24 protein-coding genes and 1 pseudogene are annotated in these 22,319 nt (G+C 57.7%); 15 read left to right on the top strand and 10 right to left on the bottom strand.

Annotated features, from left to right (window positions below; translation table 11 throughout):
* Nucleotides 1-14 precede the first annotated feature (14 nt).
* The 4 genes from kdpB to ACI7MX_RS12780 all read left to right on the top strand — a co-directional run bounded on the left by kdpB (nucleotide 15) and on the right by ACI7MX_RS12780 (nucleotide 6,090).
* Complete coding sequence (kdpB, locus tag ACI7MX_RS12795) at nucleotides 15-2,060, top strand: potassium-transporting ATPase subunit KdpB (protein WP_405587966.1); 2,046 nt, start codon at nucleotides 15-17, stop codon at nucleotides 2,058-2,060.
* 17 nt (nucleotides 2,061-2,077) lie between these two features.
* Nucleotides 2,078-2,635 (top strand): potassium-transporting ATPase subunit KdpC, encoded by a 558-nt coding sequence (gene kdpC, locus ACI7MX_RS12790; RefSeq protein ID WP_405587846.1) that lies wholly within the window; start codon nucleotides 2,078-2,080, stop codon nucleotides 2,633-2,635.
* A 62-nt stretch (nucleotides 2,636-2,697) separates the two neighbouring features.
* On the top strand, nucleotides 2,698-5,364 hold the full coding sequence (locus ACI7MX_RS12785) for a DUF4118 domain-containing protein (protein ID WP_405587843.1): 2,667 nt from the start codon (nucleotides 2,698-2,700) through the stop codon (nucleotides 5,362-5,364).
* A gap of 36 nt (nucleotides 5,365-5,400) precedes the next feature.
* Nucleotides 5,401-6,090 carry a response regulator gene (locus ACI7MX_RS12780; RefSeq protein WP_314482192.1) on the top strand — a complete coding sequence of 230 codons (690 nt, stop codon included), beginning with the start codon at nucleotides 5,401-5,403 and terminating at the stop codon, nucleotides 6,088-6,090.
* Here ACI7MX_RS12780 and ACI7MX_RS12775 read toward each other — a convergent pair.
* Nucleotides 6,087-7,124 (bottom strand): patatin-like phospholipase family protein, encoded by a 1,038-nt coding sequence (locus ACI7MX_RS12775; protein ID WP_405587839.1) that lies wholly within the window; start codon nucleotides 7,122-7,124, stop codon nucleotides 6,087-6,089. The two genes, ACI7MX_RS12780 and ACI7MX_RS12775, sit on opposite strands and share 4 nt — an antisense overlap.
* Nucleotides 7,125-7,285: 161 nt before the next feature.
* On the opposite strand from ACI7MX_RS12775, the gene ACI7MX_RS12770 reads away from it, so the two are divergent.
* The 3 genes from ACI7MX_RS12770 to ACI7MX_RS12760 all read left to right on the top strand — a co-directional run bounded on the left by ACI7MX_RS12770 (nucleotide 7,286) and on the right by ACI7MX_RS12760 (nucleotide 9,252).
* Nucleotides 7,286-7,567 carry a hypothetical protein gene (locus ACI7MX_RS12770; protein WP_122784466.1) on the top strand — a complete coding sequence of 94 codons (282 nt, stop codon included), beginning with the start codon at nucleotides 7,286-7,288 and terminating at the stop codon, nucleotides 7,565-7,567.
* Between the two features lie 26 nt (nucleotides 7,568-7,593).
* A complete protein-coding gene (locus tag ACI7MX_RS12765; RefSeq protein WP_314482202.1) occupies nucleotides 7,594-8,358 on the top strand; it encodes a CHAD domain-containing protein in 765 nt (254 codons plus the stop codon).
* A gap of 96 nt (nucleotides 8,359-8,454) precedes the next feature.
* A complete protein-coding gene (locus ACI7MX_RS12760) occupies nucleotides 8,455-9,252 on the top strand; it encodes a thioesterase family protein (RefSeq protein WP_314482207.1) in 798 nt (265 codons plus the stop codon).
* Here ACI7MX_RS12760 and ACI7MX_RS12755 read toward each other — a convergent pair whose 3' ends face one another.
* From ACI7MX_RS12755 to ACI7MX_RS12745, 3 genes and pseudogenes are all read right to left on the bottom strand, one after another.
* A complete protein-coding gene (locus ACI7MX_RS12755) occupies nucleotides 9,253-9,519 on the bottom strand; it encodes a terminase (protein ID WP_314482210.1) in 267 nt (88 codons plus the stop codon).
* Between the two features lie 118 nt (nucleotides 9,520-9,637).
* Nucleotides 9,638-9,760, bottom strand: a pseudogene (locus tag ACI7MX_RS12750) (hypothetical protein); the annotation flags it as partial.
* A gap of 10 nt (nucleotides 9,761-9,770) precedes the next feature.
* Complete coding sequence (locus ACI7MX_RS12745; RefSeq protein WP_314482213.1) at nucleotides 9,771-10,592, bottom strand: TatD family hydrolase; 822 nt, start codon at nucleotides 10,590-10,592, stop codon at nucleotides 9,771-9,773.
* Nucleotides 10,593-10,828: 236 nt separating this feature from the next.
* On the opposite strand from ACI7MX_RS12745, the gene ACI7MX_RS12740 reads away from it, so the two are divergent.
* The 3 genes from ACI7MX_RS12740 to ACI7MX_RS12730 all read left to right on the top strand — a co-directional run bounded on the left by ACI7MX_RS12740 (nucleotide 10,829) and on the right by ACI7MX_RS12730 (nucleotide 13,333).
* A complete protein-coding gene (locus ACI7MX_RS12740) occupies nucleotides 10,829-12,247 on the top strand; it encodes a transglycosylase SLT domain-containing protein (protein ID WP_314482216.1) in 1,419 nt (472 codons plus the stop codon).
* A gap of 101 nt (nucleotides 12,248-12,348) precedes the next feature.
* A complete protein-coding gene (locus ACI7MX_RS12735; protein WP_314482219.1) occupies nucleotides 12,349-12,783 on the top strand; it encodes a DoxX family protein in 435 nt (144 codons plus the stop codon).
* Nucleotides 12,784-13,024: 241 nt separating this feature from the next.
* Nucleotides 13,025-13,333, top strand: a complete 309-nt coding sequence (locus ACI7MX_RS12730; protein WP_314482222.1) for a class I SAM-dependent methyltransferase — start codon at nucleotides 13,025-13,027, stop codon at nucleotides 13,331-13,333.
* A gap of 5 nt (nucleotides 13,334-13,338) precedes the next feature.
* On the opposite strand, the gene greB is transcribed toward ACI7MX_RS12730, so the two are convergent.
* The 3 genes from greB to ACI7MX_RS12715 are packed head-to-tail and all read right to left on the bottom strand — an operon-like array spanning nucleotide 13,339 to nucleotide 17,058.
* Entirely contained in the window at nucleotides 13,339-13,836 is a 498-nt protein-coding gene (greB, locus tag ACI7MX_RS12725) for a transcription elongation factor GreB (RefSeq protein ID WP_314482225.1), read from the bottom strand.
* Nucleotides 13,837-13,870: 34 nt separating this feature from the next.
* Nucleotides 13,871-16,375: an ABC transporter permease gene (locus ACI7MX_RS12720; protein ID WP_405587831.1), complete on the bottom strand. Its 2,505-nt coding sequence runs from the start codon at nucleotides 16,373-16,375 to the stop codon at nucleotides 13,871-13,873.
* Nucleotides 16,375-17,058 (bottom strand): ABC transporter ATP-binding protein, encoded by a 684-nt coding sequence (locus tag ACI7MX_RS12715; RefSeq protein ID WP_314482232.1) that lies wholly within the window; start codon nucleotides 17,056-17,058, stop codon nucleotides 16,375-16,377. Before ACI7MX_RS12715 ends, ACI7MX_RS12720 begins: the two co-directional genes overlap by 1 nt.
* Before the next feature lie 10 nt (nucleotides 17,059-17,068).
* Between ACI7MX_RS12715 and ACI7MX_RS12710 the strand changes: the two genes are divergently transcribed.
* The 3 genes from ACI7MX_RS12710 (at nucleotide 17,069) to ACI7MX_RS12700 (ending at nucleotide 19,135) form a co-directional block, all read left to right on the top strand.
* A complete protein-coding gene (locus ACI7MX_RS12710; protein ID WP_405587827.1) occupies nucleotides 17,069-17,674 on the top strand; it encodes an arylesterase in 606 nt (201 codons plus the stop codon).
* 58 nt (nucleotides 17,675-17,732) lie between these two features.
* Entirely contained in the window at nucleotides 17,733-18,026 is a 294-nt protein-coding gene (locus ACI7MX_RS12705; RefSeq protein ID WP_003446817.1) for a hypothetical protein, read from the top strand.
* A gap of 95 nt (nucleotides 18,027-18,121) precedes the next feature.
* Nucleotides 18,122-19,135 carry a L,D-transpeptidase family protein gene (locus ACI7MX_RS12700; protein ID WP_405587824.1) on the top strand — a complete coding sequence of 338 codons (1,014 nt, stop codon included), beginning with the start codon at nucleotides 18,122-18,124 and terminating at the stop codon, nucleotides 19,133-19,135.
* Between the two features lie 123 nt (nucleotides 19,136-19,258).
* Here the strand turns inward: ACI7MX_RS12700 and oprI are convergent, their stop codons facing one another.
* Complete coding sequence (gene oprI / locus ACI7MX_RS12695; RefSeq protein WP_003172710.1) at nucleotides 19,259-19,510, bottom strand: outer membrane lipoprotei OprI; 252 nt, start codon at nucleotides 19,508-19,510, stop codon at nucleotides 19,259-19,261.
* 416 nt (nucleotides 19,511-19,926) lie between these two features.
* Between oprI and ACI7MX_RS12690 the strand changes: the two genes are divergently transcribed.
* On the top strand, nucleotides 19,927-20,208 hold the full coding sequence (locus tag ACI7MX_RS12690) for a GNAT family N-acetyltransferase (protein ID WP_405587819.1): 282 nt from the start codon (nucleotides 19,927-19,929) through the stop codon (nucleotides 20,206-20,208).
* A gap of 60 nt (nucleotides 20,209-20,268) precedes the next feature.
* Here the strand turns inward: ACI7MX_RS12690 and ACI7MX_RS12685 are convergent, their stop codons facing one another.
* Together ACI7MX_RS12685 and ACI7MX_RS12680 are read right to left on the bottom strand one after the other, a co-directional pair.
* Complete coding sequence (locus tag ACI7MX_RS12685; protein ID WP_122784572.1) at nucleotides 20,269-21,345, bottom strand: 3-deoxy-7-phosphoheptulonate synthase; 1,077 nt, start codon at nucleotides 21,343-21,345, stop codon at nucleotides 20,269-20,271.
* A 131-nt stretch (nucleotides 21,346-21,476) separates the two neighbouring features.
* A complete protein-coding gene (locus ACI7MX_RS12680; RefSeq protein ID WP_314482242.1) occupies nucleotides 21,477-21,920 on the bottom strand; it encodes a PilZ domain-containing protein in 444 nt (147 codons plus the stop codon).
* On the opposite strand from ACI7MX_RS12680, the gene ACI7MX_RS12675 reads away from it, so the two are divergent.
* Nucleotides 21,919-22,305: a thioredoxin gene (locus ACI7MX_RS12675; protein WP_314482245.1), complete on the top strand. Its 387-nt coding sequence runs from the start codon at nucleotides 21,919-21,921 to the stop codon at nucleotides 22,303-22,305. The two genes, ACI7MX_RS12680 and ACI7MX_RS12675, sit on opposite strands and share 2 nt — an antisense overlap.
* Nucleotides 22,306-22,319: the final 14 nt, after the last annotated feature.

Below are 22,319 nucleotides of genomic sequence, written 5' to 3'. Positions count from 1 at the left end.
CGCCTGATTCAAAGATGTTATCCGTCCCTGAAACCCATCCTCATCAGTCAGCAAAGACGGCGTTTGCCGACCTGTGGCGACCGGCTTTAGGGCAAGCGTTCGTCAAACTCGACCCGCGCCAGCTCAAGCGGTCGCCGGTAATGTTGGTGGTGGAATTGACCGCCATTTTCACCACGATCCTGTGCCTGTTGCCCGACCCGGCAGTGCCCACCGCGGTGGCGGTGCAAATCGCCGTTTGGCTGTGGTTTACCGTGCTGTTCGCCAACTTCGCCGAAGCCTTGGCGGAAGGCCGAGGCAAGGCCCGCGCTGATAGTCTCAAAGCCGGCAGCGTTGGCTTGAGCGCAAGGCGCAGGACCAGTGGGGGCAGTTTTGAAGTGGTCCCCGCCACGCGCCTGCGCAAAGGCGATGTGGTGCGCGTCGAAGCGGGCGAAATGATCCCCGGCGATGGTGAAGTGATAGAAGGCATTGCGGCCGTCAACGAAGCTGCGATCACGGGTGAGTCTGCGCCGGTGATTCGAGAGTCGGGGGGCGACCGCTCGGCGGTCACCGGCAACACCCGGCTGGTGTCGGACTGGTTGCTGGTGCGGATCAGTGCCAACCCGGGCGAGTCGACTCTGGATCGCATGATTGCACTGGTCGAAGGCGCCAAACGGCAGAAAACCCCGAACGAAGTGGCGCTGGATATTCTGCTGATCGGTCTGACCCTGATCTTTTTGATCGTTGTCGTGACCTTGCAGCCCTTTGCCTACTTTGCCGGTGGCAGCTTGCCGCTGGTGTTTCTAGTGGCACTGCTGGTGACACTGATTCCGACCACCATTGGCGGTTTGCTGTCGGCCATCGGCATTGCGGGCATGGACCGATTGGTACGACTGAATGTGATTGCCAAGTCCGGCCGTGCGGTCGAGGCAGCAGGCGATGTGCATGTGCTGATGCTCGATAAAACCGGCACCATCACCTTCGGTAACCGCCGTTGTACGGCGCTGTATGCCTCTCCCGGCGTGACTGCCAAAGAGTTGGCAGAAGGGGCTTTACTGGCGTCGTTGGCGGACGAAACTGCCGAAGGCAAGTCTATCGTCGAGTTTGTTCGCGGCCTGCACACCTTGCCGGAGCCTGGCACTGCGGATTTCAGTGCGGTGCCTTTCACCGCTGAAACACGCTTGTCGGGTATCGACTGTCAGGGTCGGATCTACCGCAAGGGAGCGGTGGACTCGGTGTTGGCATTCGTTGGCCTGGCCCGCCACGAAGTACTGCCCGCCCTGTCGCGCGAAATAGACAAAATCGCTCAAAGCGGCGGCACGCCTTTGCTGGTGTGTGCCCAAGGCAAGTTGCTGGGGGCGATCCACCTCAAGGACGTCGTCAAGCCAGGAATACGCGAGCGCTTTGCCGAACTGCGCGCGTTGGGCATTCGCACGGTGATGGTAACGGGCGACAACCCGCTGACTGCAGCAGCCATTGCGGCCGAGGCGGGGGTGGATGACGTATTGGCAGAGGCTACTCCAGAGAAAAAGCTGGCGCGTATCCGCCACGAGCAAAATGACGGGCGGCTGGTGGCCATGTGTGGCGATGGCGCCAACGACGCACCGGCCCTGGCTCAGGCGGACGTGGGCATGGCGATGAACGATGGCACGCAGGCGGCACGCGAAGCCGCCAACATGGTCGACCTCGACAGCGACCCGACCAAACTGCTGGACGTGGTGCAAATCGGTAAGGAGCTGTTGGTGACACGCGGCGCGCTGACCACGTTCTCCATCGCCAATGACGTGGCCAAATATTTCGCGATTTTGCCGGCCCTGTTCGCCTCGATCTACCCGCAACTGGGGGTGCTTAACGTGATGCACCTGCACAGTCCGCAGAGCGCGATCCTGTCGGCCATTGTGTTTAACGCGCTGATCATTGTCGTGCTGATCCCGTTGGCACTGCGGGGCGTGCGTGTGCAGGCGGCCAATGCGGCGCAACTGCTGCGACGCAACCTGCTGATCTATGGCGTGGGCGGATTAGTGGTGCCTTTCATTGGCATCAAACTGATCGACATGCTGCTCACTGCGCTGCATCTGGTTTAGGTTTTGGAGAAAAAATCATGACCTCATTATTACGCCCGGCCCTGAGCCTGATGCTGTTGATGACCGCCATTACCGGGGTGATTTACCCGCTGGCTGTGACTGGAATTGCCCAGTTGGCTTTCCCCGAGCAGGCCAATGGCAGCCTGATCCATGGCCGCGATGGCCAAGTGCAAGGTTCGGCCCTGATTGCGCAAGATTTCAGTGGCGATACCTGGTTTCATCCTCGGCCCTCTGCGGGAGCCTTTGCCACCGTCGCGAGTGCGGCCAGTAACTTGGCGCCAAGCAATCCGGCGCTGGCTCTGCGGATCAAGGCCAGTGCCGCGCAGCAGACGGTTGCGGATCAGGGGCCGGTGCCATTGGCGCTGTTGACCACCTCGGGCAGCGGGCTAGACCCGCACTTGCCACCCGCGGCAATTCGCTATCAACTGGCACGCGTTGCGGCATCACGCGGTTTGCCAGAACAGACCGTCGAACAACTGGTGAAACAACATATCGAACAGCCGCTGATAGGCCCGCCAGTGGTCAACGTATTGCTGCTTAATCGGGCGCTGGCACTGATGAATGCGGGTGAATAGGGCAACGCACATCTCGCAGGGTATCAGCGGCGTAACGCTTTTCTAATAACGGGTTAAATCTCATGTCGAACGCCTCGCGCGCCGATGCACTGTTAGCCGATTTACCCCGCGCGGGCCGTGGCCGACTCAAGGTGTTTCTGGGCGCGGCCCCCGGAGTGGGTAAAACCTACGCCATGCTGCAAGCCGCGCACACGCAGTTGCGCCAAGGGGTAAAGCTGCTCGCAGGGGTAGTCGAAACCCACGGTCGGGCCGAAACCGAGGCGCTGCTCAACGGCTTGCTTCAGCAGCCTTTGTTGCGCTCGGAATACCGAGGGGTTCAGCTCGAAGAGATGGACCTCGATGGTTTGCTCAGCGCCAATGTGCAGTTAGTGCTGGTGGACGAACTGGCCCACAGCAATGCCCCGGGCAGTCGGCACGCCAAGCGCTGGCAAGATGTTCAGGAGTTGTTGGCGGCGGGTATCGACGTCTACACCACGGTCAATGTTCAGCACCTAGAAAGCCTGAACGATCAGGTGCGGGGCATCACCGGCGTACAGGTGCGCGAAACCGTACCGGACTGGATTGTTCAAGAAGCTTACGAGTTGCTGTTGATCGACCTGCCACCGCGTGAGCTGCTTGAACGTTTGCGCGAAGGCAAGGTGTATGTGCCGGAGCAGGCGCGGGCCGCTATTGATGCCTTTTTTTCCCAGACCAATCTCAATGCCCTGCGCGAACTGGCCATGCAGACAGCCGCCGTGTACGTCGACGATGAGCTGGACAAAGGCTATCGCCAGCTCGGTCAGAGTGCGCCGGCGTTGCGTGGCCGGTTAGTGGTCGGCATTGACGGTGACGAGCAGGCCGAGCGCCTGGTACGCCACGCCAGTCGTGTTGCTGAACGTCGGCACCTGCCTTGGAGTCTGGTGCACGTTGATAGCGGTCGCCCCCGCGACGAACACTCGCGGTTGCGCCTGCAAAGTGCTCAGCTATTGGCTGAGCGTCTGGGCGGCGAAGTGGTGTTGCTACGCGCCGACGAAGTGGCCAAAACCTTGATTCAGCACGCCCGTGAACGGCGCGCCAGTTTGTTGTTGGTTGGCCAGTCGCGTTTGCGCTGGCACCGTCGCCTGCTGGGAGGAGGGCTGGCGGCGCGATTGTTGCGCGACGCCCATGGGTTGGAAATCAACGTGCTCGACCATGAGCAATCGAGCGCCCCAGTCGCCCGCCGTGCCAGTCATTCGGCGGGTTGGTTTGATTACACCTTGGCTGTATTCGCCACAGGATTGGCCAGCGCGCTGGCCTGGGGCGTGTCCAGCGTATTGGCGCTGCCCAATATCTCGTTGGTGTTTCTCGCGGCTGTGTTACTGGTGGCGGTACGCAGCAGCCTGGGGCCTGCGCTGGTCTGCGCAGCGCTGTCATTTCTGGCCTATGACTTCTTGTTTATCCCGCCTAATTTCTCGTTCAGCATTCAGCGCGAAGAAGACGTGCTGACATTGCTGTTTTTCTTGTTGATGGCGGCCCTCACCGGCAATCTTGCTGCTCGTCAGCGTCGACAGCTACAGGCGCTGCGCGAAACTCACGAAGAGACCACGCAACTGCTCGACCTGTCACGCAAACTCACGGCTGCCACGGACCGTAAAGCGGTTATCAGCGCAGCGGCCCAGCATTTCAGCGAGTGGAAGGACGTTGACATGTGCCTGCTTAACCGCGATGGCGCGCAAGGTTGGCTGATAGAAACCGGCGGCCCGGTGCCGTTCACTGAACCCGAGCGCGCTGCCGCCGACTGGGCCTGGAGCCATGACCAGCCTGCCGGACAGGGAACGGACACGTTGCCGATCAGCCATTGGTGGTGGTGGCCCTTGACGGTGGAGGATGGCCCGCTGGCGTTACTGGGTGTGCGTAGTCACACCGGTCAGCCGCTGAATGGGCAACGCCGGCGTTTGTTGATGGCCCTCAGCCAACCGCTGGCGCAAGCATTGGCGCGGGCGCGGTTGGCGCAAGACCTCGAAGCGGCACGCTTGCACGGTGAGACCGAACAATTGCGCAGCGCCCTGCTGGCGTCCGTATCCCATGACTTGCGCACCCCTTTGACCACCATGCGCGGCAGTATCGATACGTTATTAGCGTTGGGTGAAGCAATCCCTTTGCAGGACCGGCGTGAATTGCTTGAAGGCACCCGCGACGAAGCGGAACGTCTTGATCGCTATATCCAGAACCTGTTGGACATGACTCGTCTGGGCCATGGGGCGCTCAAGCTGGCGCGCGACTGGGTTGCCCCGGCGGATATAGTCGCCAGCGCCTTGAGCCGCCTGCGTGCCGTGTTGGCTCCCTTGCACGTGCAGGTCGACGTGCCAGGGCAACTGCCGTTGTTGCATATCCACGCGGCATTGATCGAGCAAGCGTTGATCAATGTGCTGGAAAATGCAGCGCGCTTTTCACCGCCACAGGGTCGGTTGATATTGCAGGCAGGGGCGGATGAACGTGAGCTGTGGTTTGCCGTCAGTGATCAGGGCCCGGGAATCCCTGAGGTTGAACGGGCACAGATTTTCGACATGTTCTACACCGCCGCCCGAGGTGATCGCGGTGGCCAGGGTACCGGACTGGGGTTGGCGATCTGTCAGGGCATGGTCGGTGCGCACGGCGGACGCATTACGGTCGCTGAGGGGATAGAGGGACTGGGCACCTGCATCACTTTGTTTTTGCCCTTGCCCGAGCAGCCCGAGCCAGGGACAGAAGAGCTGGAACATGAAGCCTGATACTCTTTGGTCATTGTTTTTTCACACTGAGCAGCCATGAACCAGAACGCGACTATTTTGGTCATCGACGATGAGCCGCAGATTCGTAAATTTCTGCGCATCAGCCTGGTTTCCCAAGGCTACATCGTCCACGAAGCCGCCTCGGGCACAGAAGGCTTGAGTCAGGCTGCGTTAAAACAGCCGGATTTAATGGTGCTGGATCTGGGCTTGCCCGACATGGATGGCCAGCAGGTGCTGCGTGAGTTTCGTGAGTGGTCGAGTGTGCCAGTCCTGGTGCTTTCAGTACGTGCCAGCGAAGCGCAGAAGGTTGAAGCGCTGGACGGCGGGGCCAATGATTACGTCACCAAGCCGTTCGGAATTCAGGAGTTTCTGGCGCGGATTCGTGCGTTGTTACGTCACGCACCGGCAGGAGAAACCCTCGATGCAGCCCTTTCGCTCGGCCCGCTGACCATCGATTTTGCTTTTCGCCGGGTGCAGCTCAACGGTGTCGAGGTCGCCCTCACGCGCAAGGAATACGCCGTGTTGGCGCAACTGGCGCGGCACCCGGGGCGGGTCATTACCCAACAGCAATTGCTCAAGGATATTTGGGGGCCCAGTCATACCGAAAACAGCCATTACCTGCGCATTGTGGTCGGTCACTTACGGCAAAAGCTCGCAGACGACCCTACCCGGCCGCGCTTTATTGCCACAGAAGCCGGGGTCGGTTATCGACTGCTTGAGGCTTAATGCTCCTGACTTTCGTAACGGTCCAGCGTGTCCTTGGCAATCTGGCGGCCAAGCTCGATCAATTCGGGTGCCTTATAAAACTCGAAAAAGCGGCAAACCTTCTTGGGCACATTGATCAGAATGTCCGGCGGGTAACCGGCGATTTTGTACTGCGCCAACGAGGTTTGCATCACTTCGAAGCTTTGGTTGATCAAATCCACCAAAGAGGCGGGGCCCACTGTATCAATCACCACCGACCCGTCTGCCGAGTGGGGTGTCGTCGGGTCAGCCGGTTTAGGTTTTGGGTATGAAGACTCGAGCCAAGGGTCACGTGGCGTTTGCGCCAGCGGCTCAATGATGGGATTGAGCATTTCACGTTCCAGGTTGAGTAATTCCTCAACGTGCTTGGTGCGAAACGGCATGCGTGAACCCAGCGAGCTGATCAAATTGTCAAAACGCCCTTTAAAGCTCGCAGGGCGCGCAATGACCGGCAGTTGGTAACTGCTTTGAATCGTCGAATTCAGATTGACCGCGACGATCAGGTCGCAATGGCTGGAAACGACCGCCACGATGGGCAGGGGATTGAGCAGGCCGCCATCGACCAGCATGCGGTTACCTTGCACCACAGGGGTGAACAGGCTCGGAATGGCTGCCGAAGCGCGCATGGCCTGATGCAGGCAGCCTTGTTGAAACCAGACTTCCTGTTGGTGTGTCAGGTCGGTAGCAATGGCCGTGTAAGGAATCCGCAGGTCTTCGATATTCATCGGGCCCACGATGTTACGGATATGCCCGAAGACTTTCTCCCCGCGGATGGCACCCAGCCGAAAGCTCACATCGACCAGCCGTAATATGTCGAGGTAATCCAGGTTTTGAATCCAGTTGCGGTATTCGTCAAGCTTGCCGGCGGCGTAAATGCCGCCGACGACCGCGCCCATCGAGCAGCCCGCGATGCAGGCGATGTCGTAACCGCGCCGCTCCAGCTCTTCAATGACACCGATGTGGGCGTAACCTCGTGCACCGCCGGAGCCTAATACCAATGCAATACGTTTTTTCATGACTCGATCCTTCGACTGGCAGGAAAGCGTTGCCTGTGAGTGAAGTGTAGCGACAGCTCAAACTGTTTCGGTGGGCTAGTATACGGATCAGTGCGCAGGGCACTTTTAGGTCGATTTTTCGTCTTAGCTTGCACTGATTGTTTATTTTTGAGGAAAACCCCATGAAAGCCTGGATGTGTGTGCCGTTTATTGCGTTGGCTCTGGCAGGTTGTGCTGGCAATAAATCTGCTTATCGGGACAGCTGTGCCACGCAGCTGGACGCTGCTTGGCATGAGCTTGATCTGGCCAAGGCTGAAGGTTTCGCCGGCACTGTCAGCTATTCCAAAGCGCTTTCCTTATTGACCGCAGCTAAAACGCAGCAGCAATTTGAAGCGTTTGAAGGTTGCACCATCAAATCAGAAAAAGCGCGTTTTTACATTAAAGAGTCCCGTGCAGGGCGTTAAACCGGCAGTGTAAGAGGAAGGGACAGATGGCTGAGTTGATGGACCGGGTAATAGAAAATGTAGTGCGCCTGGAGGTCAAGTTATTGGCCTGTCAGGCGCGCCTGCTGGCCGAGACAGACCCAGAAGCGTTACACGATCTACGCACCACTGTTCGTCGATTACGCAGTTTGCTGCGACCGTTGCGCGGCTTGCCGGGGGTGGTGCAACTGGAAATGGCCGCGTCCCAAGTCGGCAGTTACACAACACCCTGGCGAGACCTGGAAGTGCTGGCGGCCTATTTGCAAGCGCACGACCTGCCTCTACTGGCGGCACGTCGGCGTGAACAAATGACGGAGGTTTACCCCACGGTCGCCGAGAGCGTCCAGCTGTCTCAGCTGTTGATGATTGTGGACGTGTTTCCACGCTTTATCCGGGCAGCTGAACGCGAAGGCATAGTGCGGGGGTTGCGCCAACGCATCGAAAACGTGCTTGAGAAGCAATGGAAGACGCTTGAAAAAGCACTGAATGATCCCGGGCATGATCGTCATCGCGTGCGCTTGTTGATCAAGCGCGTGCGCTACGGTGCTGAAGCCTATCCCCAACTCAACGAATTGTCCGCACGGGTGCTGAGCCGTTTGAAAGCGGCGCAACAGGCGTTGGGTGAATGGCATGACGCCTGGCAATGGCTGGTTCAAGCCGAGCAACAGCCCGATTTGCAGCCTTGTGTGGAGCAATGGCGCGCGGCGTTGGTGCGTGGCGAGAAACGCGCAGATCGGGCACTGGTCAAGCTCAGTGCGGCCTGCTTTCAATAATCGGCTGATAGCCCGGAGTTTGGCGCATTCAAGGCCTGTGCACGGGATAAGCCCTGCGTAGTATTGCCCGGTGTTTTATCCACTTGTGAGGTGCACATGGAGTTTTCAGCATTGGTCGCTGCAGTGCGTAACGACCCGACGGCAGTGACTATTCCGGCAGATTGGGGGCAGGGACGCGCAACATTTGGCGGGCTGATGGTGGCTCTGCAATACGAAGCCATGCGCGCACACGTCCCGGCAGAACGATCATTGCGTTCATTGTCGGTGAGTTTTGTCGGGCCAGCGGAACCGGGTGTGTCGATCAGTTTTGAGGTCGAGATACTGCGCGAAGGCAAGGCCGTCAGTCAGGTTCTGGGTCGTGCGATGCAAAATGGCCAGGTTGTGACGCTGGTTCAAGGCAGCTTTGGGGCTGCACGTGAGTCGATGGTGAGCGTCGACAGTGTGCCCGGGCCTGAAATGAAAGCACGCGCAGACTGTTCGTTATTACCCTATATCAAGGGCATCACGCCTGAGTTCATGCGCCATGTGTCGATGGCGTGGGCAGTGGGTGCACTGCCGTTCAGCGGTCGTGGCACGCGTGAAATGGGTGGTTGGGTGCGCCTTTGCGGGGATGTGCAAGATGAGCCTTTGACCGAAACCCATTTGTTGGCGCTGGTTGATGCCTGGCCACCCGCATTATTGGCACTGCTCAATAAACCGACGGCGGGCAGTACATTGACCTGGACCATTGAGTTCGTGCAGCCGCTCACGAACGTCAGCACACTGGACTGGTGCAAGTACCTGGCGGTTATCGAGCACGCCCGTGATGGCTACGGCCATGTGGCAGCCAATCTATGGTCGCCAGAGGGTGAGCTGATTGCGATCAGCCGCCAGACCGTAGCCGTCTTCGGTTAATCAGAACGTTTTGCTGCGCTGACTATCTTTGGCCTGTTCTTGAAGTTGGCGCCCTTGATACTGGATAGCCATGCCTGCAAACAGCGCAACCAGTCCAATCACGGCACTGGTTGCATTGTTGCTGAATACGCCTGAAGCCAGCAGCAAAAAAGCCACAACCATCATCGGGATGGCGATCAGGTCAAGCGCTTGCAGTGAAGCACTCTGTGCATTTACTGGAGCGGAGCGCCATTGCCAGGCAGGTTGGTCAGGATGTTGTTTGCCCATGATTGCTCTCCTTGTGTTGTTTAAAGGTTCAGTCTTGGCTGAACCGGATAAACAAAGCATAGGGCTGAGCGCTATGAACAGCGAATCAACAATGGCTATTGGCCTTATAGGCAGTTGCCTATCGCCTTAACTGGCCAATGGCGCGGTTCAAATTCCCTGCCAGGGTTGCCAGTTGGTTGCGGGTGACGTCGCGCTTGATGACAAGCGCCTGGTTCAGCTCTTCGGCCACTTGGCTTTGTCTTGCGCAGTTGCTACGCGTCAGGTGAGTCGATAATCGCGGGCAATCCAAAAAACGCCCGTGCGCAGGCGGTGGTGTGAGCAGCCAGGTCTTGTTGGCTTTCTTCGCGGTGCAGGGCCACTTCGCGCAGCACTTCGGTCAAATAAGCCGGTTCATTGCGGCCATTTTTAGGCTTGGGTCGCAAAGTACGTGGCAGCAAGTACGGTGCATCGCTTTCCAGCATCAAACGGCCACGGGGTATGTCTCGCACCAGTGGGTGCAAGTGGGTGCCACGTCGTTCGTCACAAATCCAGCCGGTGATGCCGATGTGCAAATCCATATCCAGGTAACTGAACAGCGCACGTTTTTCGCCGGTAAAGCAGTGCACCACTGCCGCTGGCAAGTGGTCGCGGTAGTTACGCAGGATTTCAAGCAGGCGCTGGTTTGCGTCGCGCTCATGCAAAAACACCGGTAATTGCAAGTCAACGGCCATCGCCAAATGCTCTTCGAGCACCTTTTCCTGCTGCACTCGCGGAGAGAAATCGCGATTGAAGTCCAGGCCGCATTCACCGACGGCGCGTACGTTCGGCTCTTTGAGCAGTGCCAGTAACCGTTGGGCGCTGTCGCCATTCCAGTCACTGGCCGAATGTGGATGAATACCCGCCGTCGCAAACAGGCGCTGCGCGCTGTCATCCAGCTCCCGACACAGGTTCAGTGCCTGTTCACTGCCCTCAACACTGGTGCCCGTGAGCACCAGTTGAGAGATGCCAGCCGCGTATGCGCGCTCTAAAACGGCTTGGTGTTTGCCGTCGAAGCTGGGGTTGGTCAGGTTGACGCCGATATCGATGAGTTGCATGGTGCTACCTCAGGCCAGAGGCCGGGAAGCATATCAGAGCTGTAGATTGATAAGAAAAACCAAGAACTACAGACAGTTATGGTTGTCTTTGAATGCCGCATCAACGTAACGCCAGGTTTGCAGAGACTGCCGCTGTACGTTTGCTCACTGTTTTCAGCGCTTTTTTAATCCCAAAAGGGTAACCGGTGGTCGGGTAAATCGATCCAGTGCTGAAGGCCATTCACTCCGGAGAGCGGATGATTAGACCCACACTATTGATTGCTCTGTGCCTGATGATCTTGCCGGTATCGGCAACGGCGCGCCTGGCCGGACCTTCACAGGTCGGCAAACCGAGCCAGGCCCGTGATCTGGCGCAAATTCGCAGCAGTAAAGTATTGCGGGTGCTGGTCAATCAAAGCCGCAACAGTTCGGGTGAGGTGCAGGGCCAGGACATTGGCGTTGAATACCATCGTTTGCGGGCTTTCGAACGCTACCTCAATGGCCATGCCCGTGATGGCCAGAAAGTCACCCTCAAGATCATTCCTAAAGCCAAAGACCAATTACTCGGCGCCCTGTCGCGTGGCGAGGGTGATGTGGTGGCCCCCGGCGAACTGTTCAACCTCAAGCCCGGCCGTGCCATCAGTGCCAGCGCTCCTATAGTCGATGACGTGCCCTTGCTGCTGGTGGGTGGCAAAGGGCAGCGTCGTTTCACTCGTCTGGAGCAGCTTTCAGGGCGTACTGTGACCCTGACCACCGGCAGCGCGGCGGGTGCAGCGGTGAACGGGGTCAATCAAAAGCTGGCTTTGCGCAAATTACCCCCCGTGAAGATCGAATGGGTCGACCCGACGCTGGCCGTGGAAGATGTGCTGGAGATGGTTCAAGCCGGCATTTTTCATCTGACCATCGTTGAAAAGCCAATAGCGGAGCGTTGGGCCACGCTGATGCCCAAGCTGCATTTCGACCGCAAGGTACTGATCAGTGAGCCCAGAGCCATGCGCTGGTATGTGCGCCGTGATGCCTCAATGTTACGGGCGAGTATTGATCGCTTTATCGTCGGCTATAAACCCCCCTCCAATCAGGACGTGGCGTTTGAGCGGGTATATCGGCGCTTATACCGCGTGCACAACCCGCTGGCCCGCGCCGACCGACAGAAGCTTGAACAGTTGCGCCCGGTGCTGCAAAAACATGCCGGTCAACAGGGGATGGACTGGCTCAATCTGGCCGCGCTGGCTTTCAAGGAATCAACCCTGAACCCCAATGCGAAAGGTGGCGGCGGGGCAACGGGATTGTTGCAAATTACCCCGTCGGCGGCCCGGCGAGTGGGCGTCAATAACATTCAGAACGTTGATAACAATGTTCAAGCCGGTGCCAAGTACCTGGCGATGATTCGGCGCAAGTTTTTTTCCAGTCCCAAGCTCAACGAGAGAGAGCGCATGGCCTTTGTGCTGGCGGCCTATAACATGGGCCCGGAACGTGTGCAGGCAATGCGGGCCGAAGCCCGGCGACGCGGGTTGAATCCGGATCAATGGTTCTTTCAGGTGGAGCGCATTGCCATGGAGCAGGTTGGGATGGGGCCCGTCAGCTACGTTAATAGTGTGAATAAATACTTTTTGGCTTTTGATCGGGTTCGTGGCTCGTTGGAGCCTGTGAAGTCAGCTGTAGCATCTCGTAAATGATCTAATAACTCGATTGTTATGCGGTGTTTATCCCGCTTTTAACATTTTAAAAACTGATTAATATGGCGCCATTCCCACCTGAATAGTCAAAGGACTTCACCATGAGCAAATTCATCCAGATCCTACTGAGCACGCGTGCAGGTTATGGCTTGACCCTTTTGCGGATTTTTGTCGGCATCATCTTCGCCGCTCACGGCTCGCAAAAACTATTCGGCTGGTTGGGTGGGGGCGGTCTGGCGGGTACGGCTCAATGGATGGAAAGCATTGGCCTGGCGCCGGGCACGCTAATGGCGCTGTTGTCGGGCGGCACGGAGTTCTTTGGCGGGTTGGCCTTGATCGTTGGTTTACTGGCCCGCCCAGCAGCGCTGGGTTTGTCGTTCACATTACTTGTAGCGATCTTCTCGGTGCATATCCATAACGGCTTGTTTATGGCCAATAACGGCTATGAGTTTGCCTTGGCCCTGTTGGGCGGCACGCTTGCGGTGCTGATCGAAGGGGCGGGCAAACTGTCGTTTGATCGCGCCATCGCCCGGTAAACGTGAGCACACACTGCTAAGGCCCTAGTACGGGCCTTTTTCGTTGTACGAGATTCTTGACAGCTGCAAGGGGGTTTATCTAGGATGTTTTCTTGCGCCGATTTAAACAGCTACTTGCGGGGCGCCAGAGGGTCACTAGACTTTCTAAGAGGTTTGCAGCAAACCTCGAAATACCGCTAAAGCGCTGGTTCGGTGTTGCCTCTCACCTGCCACGCAGAATCTTGAGGCGGAGAACCGAAACATGAGTCAACCACGTCCTGTTGTAAGCCTGGCGCCTGTCACTGCCAACTCGGACCTGCGCAATCCAAAAATCCTTCTGGGCGGTAAGCATCAACCTACGCTGTTGCGTTGGTTGGACGGCTGGCCGCGTCGCAAGGGTCGAGCTTCGGCCTTCTTGATTCAGTTTGTGGAAGAGCGTGACGAACTGGCGCGTTTTGCCAGTGACAGCTTTGATCTGGCGGTTATTCAATCGCCCTGTGCCGAAGATGCCGAAGTCGTTATCCGCAACTTGATCCGGGTCTCGCGTCAGGGCTTGATTGCTTTACGCTAACGGCGCTACGGGTACTCAATCGCAACGATATACACCCATTGCTCACCGGTGGGCGTTTGCACCTGTACCTCTGCATCCAGGGCTTTGCCGATCAAGGCCCGTGCCAGCGGGGAGTCGATGCTGATGAGTCCCTGCTTGAGGTCAAGCTCATCAGGGCCAACGATGCGGTAGCGTGATTGTTTACCTGTTTCATCCTCAATCGTGACCCATGCGCCGAAATACACTTTGTTCGGATCGCTGGGCTTCTCGCTGACAACCTTGAGACTCTCCAGACGTTTGGTCAGAAAGCGCACGCGACTGTCAATTTCGCGCAGCATTTTTTTGCCGTAGGTGTATTCGGCATTTTCCGAGCGATCGCCTTGTGCCGCTGCTTCACTGACGGACTGAGTCACTTGTGGTCTGCGCACATGCCACAACTCGTGTAACTCGGCGCGCATCCGCGCTTCACCTTCAGGGGTGATGAGCGCGGTGCCGGCAGGGCGAGGAGGGCGATAGCGGCTCATGGGCAATCCGTTGGCAGAGAAGGGCGCGAGTCTATCAGCCCTCGCGCAATACTGTCAGCGGGCTGGCATTGAGCGCTCGGCGGGTGCCAAATACCCCGGCGGCGCCGACCATGAGCGCACCCACAACCGGTAGTAACAAAAGCCACGGGTGGGGATGCCACGGCAGGTCGAACGCAAAGCGGTACAAGACCAGACTCACCAGTTCAGTGCCCAGGGCTGCCAGTAAACCGCTGGTCGCGCCCAGCAAGCCGAACTCGATGCGGCGGGCTTTGACCAATAATTGCCGTTCTGCCCCTAGGGCGCGTAGCAGAGCGCCTTGGCGAATGCGCTCATCCAGGGTCGATTGCAGGCCGGAGAACAGCACCGCCAGACCGGCTGCCAACACAAACAGCAGCACGTATTCAACGGCGATGGTTACTTGGGCCAGGATGCTGCGCAACTGCGCGAGCAGGGCTTCGATGGGCAGAATGGTCACCGCCGGGAAGCTGCGTGACAGGTCGATGATTTCCTTGTCATGCCCCGGGGCCAGATAAAAGCTGGTGAGGTAGGTGGTGGGCAAGTCCTGCAGCGTCCCAGGCTGGAAAATCATAAAGAAGTTGGGCTGGAAGTTGTCCCAATTGATGCTGCGCAAACTGGTGACTTGCGCCTCGCGATTCTCCCCGCCGACGGTAAAGGTCAGATGGTCGCCCACCTTCAGTTTCAGGCTCTCGGCGACTTTGGCCTCGACCGATACGCCGGGAATATCCCCTTCAGGTTGTGCACTCCACCAAGCGCCCTGCGTCAACGTATTGCCCTCGGGCAATTGAGCCGCCCACGTCAGGCTCAAGTCGCGCTGGATGGCTTTGTCGCCACTGGAGTCCTTCGTCACAATTTCTTGCACCGGCTCGCCATTAATGCTGACCAGCCGTCCGGGAACAACCGGATAAAGCGGTGCTGCCTGAGCGTGTAACGCGTGCAGGCGAGCGCCGAAGGCGTCTTTGTCGGCCGGTAGAATGTTCAGGGCAAAATAGTTGGGCGCGTCTTTGGGTAATTGGTTTTGCCACGTGTCCAGCAGTTCGCCGCGCAGCAGTGCAATTAAAGCCATCGACAGCAGGATCAGGCCAAAAGCCAGGGACTGGCCTGCCGCTGCCAGCGGCTGACGCAGCAGTTGGCCCAACCCCAGTCGCCATGCCAGTGTCGATCGTGCCAATAATCGGCGCAGGCTGTGCAGCCCCAACAATAAAAGGCTGCCGAGCACCAGTGCGGCAATCACGCCGCCGCCAAGCAGGGCAAACGTCAGCACCAGATCCAGACTCATGCGCCACATGATCAGACCGAGCGCCAGCAGGGCGGCTCCGTAAACCGTCCAGGTGCTGGCTGGCACAGGCAGTATGTCGCGGCGCAAGACGCGTAAGGGGGGCACGCGCCCCAGTGCAGCCAGCGGCGGCAAGGCGAAGCCGGCCAAGGCGACAAGCCCTGTGCCCATGCCCGCCAGGGCTGGCATCAGGCCGCCGGGGGGTACGTCAGACGGTAGCAGGTTATGCAGGATTGCGAATAAGCCGAGCTGTGCCAACCAGCCCAGCAGGGCTCCGGCGACGCTTGCCAGTAGCCCAAGCACGGCGAGTTGCAGGGTGAATAGCCACAAGGTTTCCCTGCGCGACAAGCCCAGACAACGCAGCAAAGCGCTGGCATCAAAGCGTCGATTGGCAAACCGGGTGGCCGATAATGCCACGGCCACACCCGACAACAGGACGGCCACCAAACTGGCCATATTCAGGTAGCGTTCGGCCTTGCCCAGCGCACCGCCGATTTGCTGGTTACCGTCACGCCCGTCGAGCAAACGCTGGTTGGCATCCAGGCCAGGTTTAAGTGTTTGTCGATAAGACTCCAGCGCTGGCGCGTCCCCACGCCACAGTTCGCGAAAAGTGACTCGGCTACCCGGTTGAACGATGCCCGTGGCGGCCAGATCGTCAAGATTGATCAGAACCCGAGGAGTGAGGCTGTAAATATTGCCGGCGCGGTCGGGTTCATAGGTCAGAACACGGGTGATACGCACGGTTTTTGAGCCGACGTCGATCTCATCCCCGACTTTTAAATCCAGTGCCGTGAGCAGCCTTGATTCCGCCCAGGCCTCTCCGGGTTTTGGTCCGCCACCGGGTTGCTCCTCGGCGTAAGGTTGTGCAGCACTTTTCAACTCGCCACGCAAAGGGTAAGCGCTATCGGCGGCCTTGATGCTGGACAGTTGAATGCCGTTATCAGTGGCAATGACGCTGGAAAACTCGACAACGCGGGCGTGTTGCAGGCCCAGATCCAGGCCTGTGCGCACTTGTTCTGCACGGGCCGGGGTACTGCCATCCAGTACCAGATCAGCCCCCAGAAATTCGGTGGCGCGTAACAGCATGGCGCCATTGAGGCGCGCACCGAAGTAGCCGATAGCAGTGCTGGCAGCAACGGCCACCAGCAGGGCGAAAAATAGAACGCGTAACTCTCCTGCGCGGGCGTCGCGTAGCAGTTGGCGCAGGGCGAGGCTGATCAGACGCAACAGCGGGAGGCGTGCCATCAGGGCTCCAGAGGGCCGACCAGATGGCCAGCTTCAAGGCGGATCAGGCGCCGGCAACGATGCGCCAGGCGTTCGTCGTGCGTCACCAGCACCAGGGTGGTGCCGCGTTCCTTGTTCAGTTCAAAGAGCAGATCAGTAATACGCTCGCCCGTGTGGCTGTCCAAATTGCCTGTGGGTTCATCGGCAAACAGCACGTCGGGGTTGGCGGCAAATGCGCGGGCGATAGCCACTCGTTGTTGCTCACCCCCGGACAACTGGCGCGGCGAGTGACTCAGGCGTTGACCCAAACCGACCCGTTCCAGCAGGTGCTGAGCATGGGCGCGGGCATCTTTACGGCCGTCCAGCTCCAGCGGCAACATGACGTTTTCCAGCGCATTGAGGCTGTCGAGCAACTGGAATGACTGGAACACAAAGCCGACATGTTCAGCCCGCACTCGCGCGCGCTGGTCTTCATCCAGCGTGCTCAAGGCCCGTCCTGCAAGGATGACTTCGCCTTCGCTGGGCAGGTCCAGGCCGGCGAGCAAGCCCAGTAATGTGGATTTGCCCGACCCCGATGCGCCAACAATCGCCAGGCTGTCGCCCTTGTTCAGCGCTAGGCTCAAGGGATGAAGGATGGTTAACTCGCCTTCCGCGCTAGGAACCACTTTGCTAAGGTTCTGCGCGGTGAGAATACTTTCGCCCATGGAGAATCCAATGCGTGTGTGGTTTTTAAGTGCTGCTCTGACCCTGATGTGTATAGCTCAGTCTGCAACGGCGGGAACACTTTTGATCGTTGGCGATAGTATCAGCGCGGGTTTCGGCCTGGATACCCGTCTTGGGTGGGTGTCTTTGCTTGAGCAGCGTCTCAAGCAGCAGGGTTATGACGACAAAGTGGTTAATGCATCCATCAGCGGCGACACCAGTGCGGGCGGGTTGGCGCGGTTGCCGGCACTGATTGCAGCTCATAAGCCCGACGTGGTGATTGTAGAGCTGGGTGGTAATGACGGCTTGCGTGGCCAACCACCGGCGCAATTGAAACAAAATCTTGCGAGCATGATTGATCAGTCTCTGGCCGCCGGTGCCAAAGTGCTGTTGCTAGGTATGCAGATACCGCCCAATTATGGGGTTCGTTACACGACGGCGTTTGCCCAGGTGTACAGCGATCTGGCTAAAGAGAAGAAGCTTGCGCTGGTGCCGTTTTTCCTTGAAGGCGTTGGTGGTCATCCTGATTTGATGCAGGCAGATGGCGTGCATCCTGCAGTCCCGGCGCAGGAGAAGCTGCTGAATAATGTATGGCCGGTGCTAAAACCCCTGCTTTGATGCTTCTCTAGCGGCAGTGTTTCGGCTAATGTGGCGCCCCCCTGATTTGGAGCCCCTGATGTCGCGTCCTGCCTGGTCTTTATATGCCTATCAACTGATCGAGCCTGACGAACAGCTCGATCTGTTCGCCTGCCAGGAAGTTCGGGTGCATCTGGTCACGCGCCAACTTGAGTTGGGCGGCACCATTGATCGCACATTATGCGGCTCGCTGTTGCCTGCTCAACCGCGCTGGTCGGATGTCACGCGCAAGGTCTTTCAGGATCACCGGCTCTGCCCGCTGTGCCGGGCGATCATCGAGTCGCAGCGTCGCGGCACAGAGCCTATCTGGCCGGAACTGCGCTTTGAACTATGATGTTACCTGACTGACGCCTTAGCCGGCTCACGAACCCTGTGGGCGCGGTGTACACTCCTTTTTTTATCCCCGTTGCTTTGCGAAGGATGTTCCGGATGTTGTCGCGCCTACCTGCGGTCACCCGCTACCTGTCAGTTGCCGCACTGTGTGTTGCCGGCCCCGTCTCTGCGCTTGAGTTTGCGCTGCCGCCGCCCGGCGAAGATGTTGTCGGGCAGGTGCAGGTGATCAAGGCTCAATATGAAGACTCCTTTGCCGATCTGGGGGAGAAGTATGAATTGGGCTACTCGGAAATGATTGCAGCCAATCCTGGCGTGGATGCCTGGCTGCCGGTCAAACACAAGGGTGAAGAGACCGACGTGGTGCTGCCAACCCAATTTGTTTTGCCGCCGGGCAAGCGCGAAGGCATCGTGATCAATCTGGCCGAGTACCGCTTGTACTACTTTCCCAAAGACAGGGACGTGGTCTACACCTTCCCTCTGGGAATCGGTCGGGAAGGTTGGGGGTCGCCGGTAGGCACTACCCGGATTACGGCTAAAACGCCCAACCCGACCTGGACGCCGCCTGCGTCGATCAAGGCCGAACACGCCAAGAATGGCGATCCTTTGCCGAACGTAGTCCCGGCAGGCCCGGACAACCCCCTTGGGCCTTTTAAATTCACCCTCGGGATGCCCGGTTATCTGATCCACGGCTCCAACGCCAAATTCGGCATTGGCACGGGCACCAGCCACGGCTGTTTCCGCATGTTCAACAAAAACGTGCTGCAAATGGCGAGCATGGTGCCGGTCGGTACGCCTGTAAGGATTATCAACGAGCCCTACAAGATCGGTGTCAGCGGTGGGAAGGTCTATCTTGAGTTGCATCAACCCTTGAATGTCAGCGATGGTTCTCTGGTTGCCGTAGGCGCGCCGTCGGCAGCTTCATTCGAAGAATTGAACGAACGCTATAACGCAGTAATGAATGCGGTGCTTAAACGCCCGGACTTGAAAGAGACTATCCAGATTGACCGGGACAAGGCGTGGGAGGTTGTTCGCGCCGAAACCGGAGTACCTACCGAAGTGGGTTTTGATATCTCGGCACCCGTGGGTCAGTCATTGGACTACATACCTTAATTAGTGTGTAAAAAAAAACCGCGACGGCTTAAACCCTCGCGGTTTTTTATTGCCTGCTTAGTTACCGGCAATAAAAAAGCCGACCCATAAATGGACCGGCTTGGTAACAATCCTGACGGACTATTACTTGCGGCTAGCTTTTTCAAGCATACGCAGAGCGCGCTCGTTAGCTTCGTCAGCAGTCTGTTGTGCTTTTTGAGCAGCAGCCAGAGCTTCATCAGCTTTACGGTAAGCTTCGTCAGCACGAGCCTGGGAGCGAGCTGCTGCGTCTTCAGTTGCAGTCAGACGGGCTTCAGTTTCTTTAGATACGCTGCTGCAACCGGTAGCCAGAACTGCGGCCAATGCCAGAGCAGAGAATTTCAGAACGTTGTTCATCGTGTTCCCCTTCAAGGACTTTCTAATTGGAGCTGCTCCTTCAAAGTGAGGAAACAGCCGGCGTACATACTACCCATTACTTGTAGTAAGTAAACTGACCAAGCGCAAGAACCAAAAAAAATTTTTGGTAATCAACGCCTTTCGACTAACGTTAACCGATTGTGCTTGAAAAATAGCCAGCGCAGTATTGATCGCAGTCAAAATGATAGCCCGAGCAGGTGACTTTAAGTGGGGGTTTGCGTCATAGCTTCATCGGCCAAAAAGCGCTGTTGTCCCCCGATTCGGCGCTTGGAGCGGCTATTCTTGAGCACGGCCCGCCTTGCACAGGCGAGGTGTATGTGATGGCAGGCAGTTCCCTCGGCCCAAAAACAACAGTAATGTAGAGGTCACGGTTCAAGACCCGCTAAGGAGCAATGATGAGCGAGGCGTTGTCTATCCACCATGACCAGGCAGGTCACCAGTTTGAGACCACTGTTGACGGTCACCGCGCTTACCTGACCTACATGGATTTGGGTAAGCAGACGCTGGATATCTACCGCACATTTGTGCCCAATGCTCTGCGCGGGCGGGGTATCGCAGCTGCCTTGACTGAGCATGCCCTCGACTACGCCGATAAAATGGGCTACGAAGTGATCCCTTCGTGTTCATATGTCGAGCGATATATGGAGCGCCACAAGCGCCCTCAGGCGAATACCTGAATCAGCACGCACAAAAAAACCGGGCCAAGCCCGGTTTTTTGTGCGCGTGTAATCGGCCAATCAGCCGCGCGAACGTTTTGGCAGTACATCCTTGAGCTTGGCGTGCATGCTGCGCAAAGTGCTCTCTGTGCTCGCCCAGTCGATGCAGGCATCGGTGATCGAGACGCCATACTGCAAGTCTTCCAGGTTTTTAGGAATGGGTTGGCAGCCCCAGTTCAGGTGACTTTCTACCATCAGGCCGATAATCGACTGATTGCCTTCAACGATCTGGTTGGCGACGTTCTCCATCACCAGCGGTTGCAAGGCTGGGTCCTTGTTTGAGTTCGCATGGCTGCAATCGACCATGATGTTCGGCAAGATTTTCGCTTTGTTCAGTGCTTGCTCACACAGGGCCACGCTGACCGAGTCATAGTTGGGCTTGCCGTTGCCGCCACGCAATACCACGTGCCCGTAGGCGTTGCCTTTGGTGGTGACGATCGAGACGCCGCCTTCCTGGTTGATGCCCAGGAAACGATGCGGGCTTGAGACCGATTGCAAGGCGTTGATGGCCACTGTCAGGCCGCCGTCGGTACCGTTCTTGAAGCCCACTGCCGAAGACAGGCCGGAGGCCATTTCGCGGTGCGTTTGCGACTCGGTGGTGCGTGCGCCAATGGCTGACCAACTGATCAGGTCTTGCAGGTACTGTGGCGAAATCGGATCAAGGGCTTCGGTCGCTGTTGGCAGGCCCATTTCGGCCAGATCCAGCAACAGTTGACGCCCTATGTGCAGGCCATCTTCAATTTTGAAGGAGTCATCCAGGTACGGGTCGTTGATCAGGCCTTTCCAGCCCACGGTCGTACGCGGTTTTTCAAAATAGACGCGCATCACCAGATACAACGTGTCGCTGACCTCAGCCGCCAGCACCTTGAGGCGCTCGGCATACTCGTGGGCAGCCTTGAGGTCGTGGATCGAGCATGGCCCGATGACAACGAACAGTCGATGGTCTTTGCCATCCAGGATGTTGCGAATCACCTCACGCCCTTTGGTCACAGTCTGCAGCGCGGTCTCACTGAGAGGAATCTCGCGCTTGAGCTGCTCAGGGGTGATCAGGGTTTCGTTGGAGGCAACGTTTAGGTCGTCGATCGGTAAATCAGCCATCGTGTTACTCGTCAGGTCACGGGTGCCGGCCGCCAGCGATCCCCGTGCGGCGGAACACAGCTTGAATGAGCGCATCGGGGAGCCGAACCTTAACGCGTTAACCGGTTATTCGACAATGGGCATGCAGCGCTTTAATCCAGTAGCGGTTGAGCAAGTGCTCGATCAAGGGTGGCTTGAGAGAACTCGACGGCATGATGACCGATCCATTCCAGGGCCAGTGTTTCGATATTTTCGGGGTTCTGGGACTGTTGTTGAAGGCGGCAATAATGTTCGATTTGACAGACTTGCTCCCCCATTCGTGCACCAAACAGTATTTGGTCATCAGTAAAAGCAACGCCGATCCGATAACCGTGGGGACGTTTTTCGCACCATGCAATATAGCCGGCGTATCGGGCGTTCTCGCCCAGTGTCGGCATGCTCAGTTCTACAGCCGTGCCGCGACGCCAGCCTCTGTCGCTGTTGCATGAAACGCCAGCAAGGCTGATAGAGTGCAGTTTGTGGCGCGAAAGGGCGGGTTGTTTACGGGGTTTGATCTCAACAGGAATATCGTCTGGGTGAGGTAGAAAACGACCCATGTATGCACACTCCGAGTGCCAGCATTTCAATATTGTTTTTCTAAGTATAGTGAGTGAAATGGAACTGACGGACTTTGATGCGGATCAGCGTCTGTTGGCGCTGCCCGGCACCACGCTGGTGGTCTTTACTAGCGTGGGTTGTGGCGACTGTCGAACGGCACGTACGCAATTGCCCGACATGCAGTTGCCGATCAATCAGTTGTGCTGGATTGATGCGGGGAACAACGGCGGCTTGGTAGAGCGCTATGAGATTTTTCATTTACCGGCTTTGTTTGTCGTGCATGACGGTGCATTTTACGGTGAGTTGAAGTCGCGTTTGAGTGAGGGCGAACTGGCGCACCATATCCGCCTAGCCTTGACGCGTGAGCCTGATGAGCTGCCTTGAGACATCACACTGTG

The sequence above is a fragment of the Pseudomonas sp. 2024-210 genome, assembly GCF_045062345.1.
Lineage (GTDB): Bacteria > Pseudomonadota > Gammaproteobacteria > Pseudomonadales > Pseudomonadaceae > Aquipseudomonas.
The sequence above is the reverse complement of the archived record's forward strand: the minus strand, read 5'-3'. Positions and strand labels throughout refer to the sequence as shown.

Coding starts and splice junctions, on each gene's coding strand:
- kdpB (WP_405587966.1), top strand. CDS start 15: ATGTTATCCGTCCCTGAAACCCATCCTCATCAGTCAGCAAAGACGGCG.
- greB (WP_314482225.1), bottom strand. CDS start 13,836: ATGAGCCGCTATCGCCCTCCTCGCCCTGCCGGCACCGCGCTCATCACC.
- ACI7MX_RS12740 (WP_314482216.1), top strand. CDS start 10,829: ATGATTAGACCCACACTATTGATTGCTCTGTGCCTGATGATCTTGCCG.
- oprI (WP_003172710.1), bottom strand. CDS start 19,510: ATGAACAACGTTCTGAAATTCTCTGCTCTGGCATTGGCCGCAGTTCTG.
- kdpC (WP_405587846.1), top strand. CDS start 2,078: ATGACCTCATTATTACGCCCGGCCCTGAGCCTGATGCTGTTGATGACC.
- ACI7MX_RS12770 (WP_122784466.1), top strand. CDS start 7,286: ATGAAAGCCTGGATGTGTGTGCCGTTTATTGCGTTGGCTCTGGCAGGT.
- ACI7MX_RS12715 (WP_314482232.1), bottom strand. CDS start 17,058: ATGGGCGAAAGTATTCTCACCGCGCAGAACCTTAGCAAAGTGGTTCCT.
- ACI7MX_RS12700 (WP_405587824.1), top strand. CDS start 18,122: ATGTTGTCGCGCCTACCTGCGGTCACCCGCTACCTGTCAGTTGCCGCA.
- ACI7MX_RS12675 (WP_314482245.1), top strand. CDS start 21,919: ATGTATGCACACTCCGAGTGCCAGCATTTCAATATTGTTTTTCTAAGT.
- ACI7MX_RS12765 (WP_314482202.1), top strand. CDS start 7,594: ATGGCTGAGTTGATGGACCGGGTAATAGAAAATGTAGTGCGCCTGGAG.
- ACI7MX_RS12730 (WP_314482222.1), top strand. CDS start 13,025: ATGAGTCAACCACGTCCTGTTGTAAGCCTGGCGCCTGTCACTGCCAAC.
- ACI7MX_RS12710 (WP_405587827.1), top strand. CDS start 17,069: ATGCGTGTGTGGTTTTTAAGTGCTGCTCTGACCCTGATGTGTATAGCT.
- ACI7MX_RS12775 (WP_405587839.1), bottom strand. CDS start 7,124: ATGAAAAAACGTATTGCATTGGTATTAGGCTCCGGCGGTGCACGAGGT.
- ACI7MX_RS12785 (WP_405587843.1), top strand. CDS start 2,698: ATGTCGAACGCCTCGCGCGCCGATGCACTGTTAGCCGATTTACCCCGC.
- ACI7MX_RS12745 (WP_314482213.1), bottom strand. CDS start 10,592: ATGCAACTCATCGATATCGGCGTCAACCTGACCAACCCCAGCTTCGAC.
- ACI7MX_RS12680 (WP_314482242.1), bottom strand. CDS start 21,920: ATGGGTCGTTTTCTACCTCACCCAGACGATATTCCTGTTGAGATCAAA.
- ACI7MX_RS12755 (WP_314482210.1), bottom strand. CDS start 9,519: ATGGGCAAACAACATCCTGACCAACCTGCCTGGCAATGGCGCTCCGCT.
- ACI7MX_RS12780 (WP_314482192.1), top strand. CDS start 5,401: ATGAACCAGAACGCGACTATTTTGGTCATCGACGATGAGCCGCAGATT.
- ACI7MX_RS12690 (WP_405587819.1), top strand. CDS start 19,927: ATGAGCGAGGCGTTGTCTATCCACCATGACCAGGCAGGTCACCAGTTT.
- ACI7MX_RS12760 (WP_314482207.1), top strand. CDS start 8,455: ATGGAGTTTTCAGCATTGGTCGCTGCAGTGCGTAACGACCCGACGGCA.
- ACI7MX_RS12720 (WP_405587831.1), bottom strand. CDS start 16,375: ATGGCACGCCTCCCGCTGTTGCGTCTGATCAGCCTCGCCCTGCGCCAA.
- ACI7MX_RS12705 (WP_003446817.1), top strand. CDS start 17,733: ATGTCGCGTCCTGCCTGGTCTTTATATGCCTATCAACTGATCGAGCCT.
- ACI7MX_RS12735 (WP_314482219.1), top strand. CDS start 12,349: ATGAGCAAATTCATCCAGATCCTACTGAGCACGCGTGCAGGTTATGGC.
- ACI7MX_RS12685 (WP_122784572.1), bottom strand. CDS start 21,345: ATGGCTGATTTACCGATCGACGACCTAAACGTTGCCTCCAACGAAACC.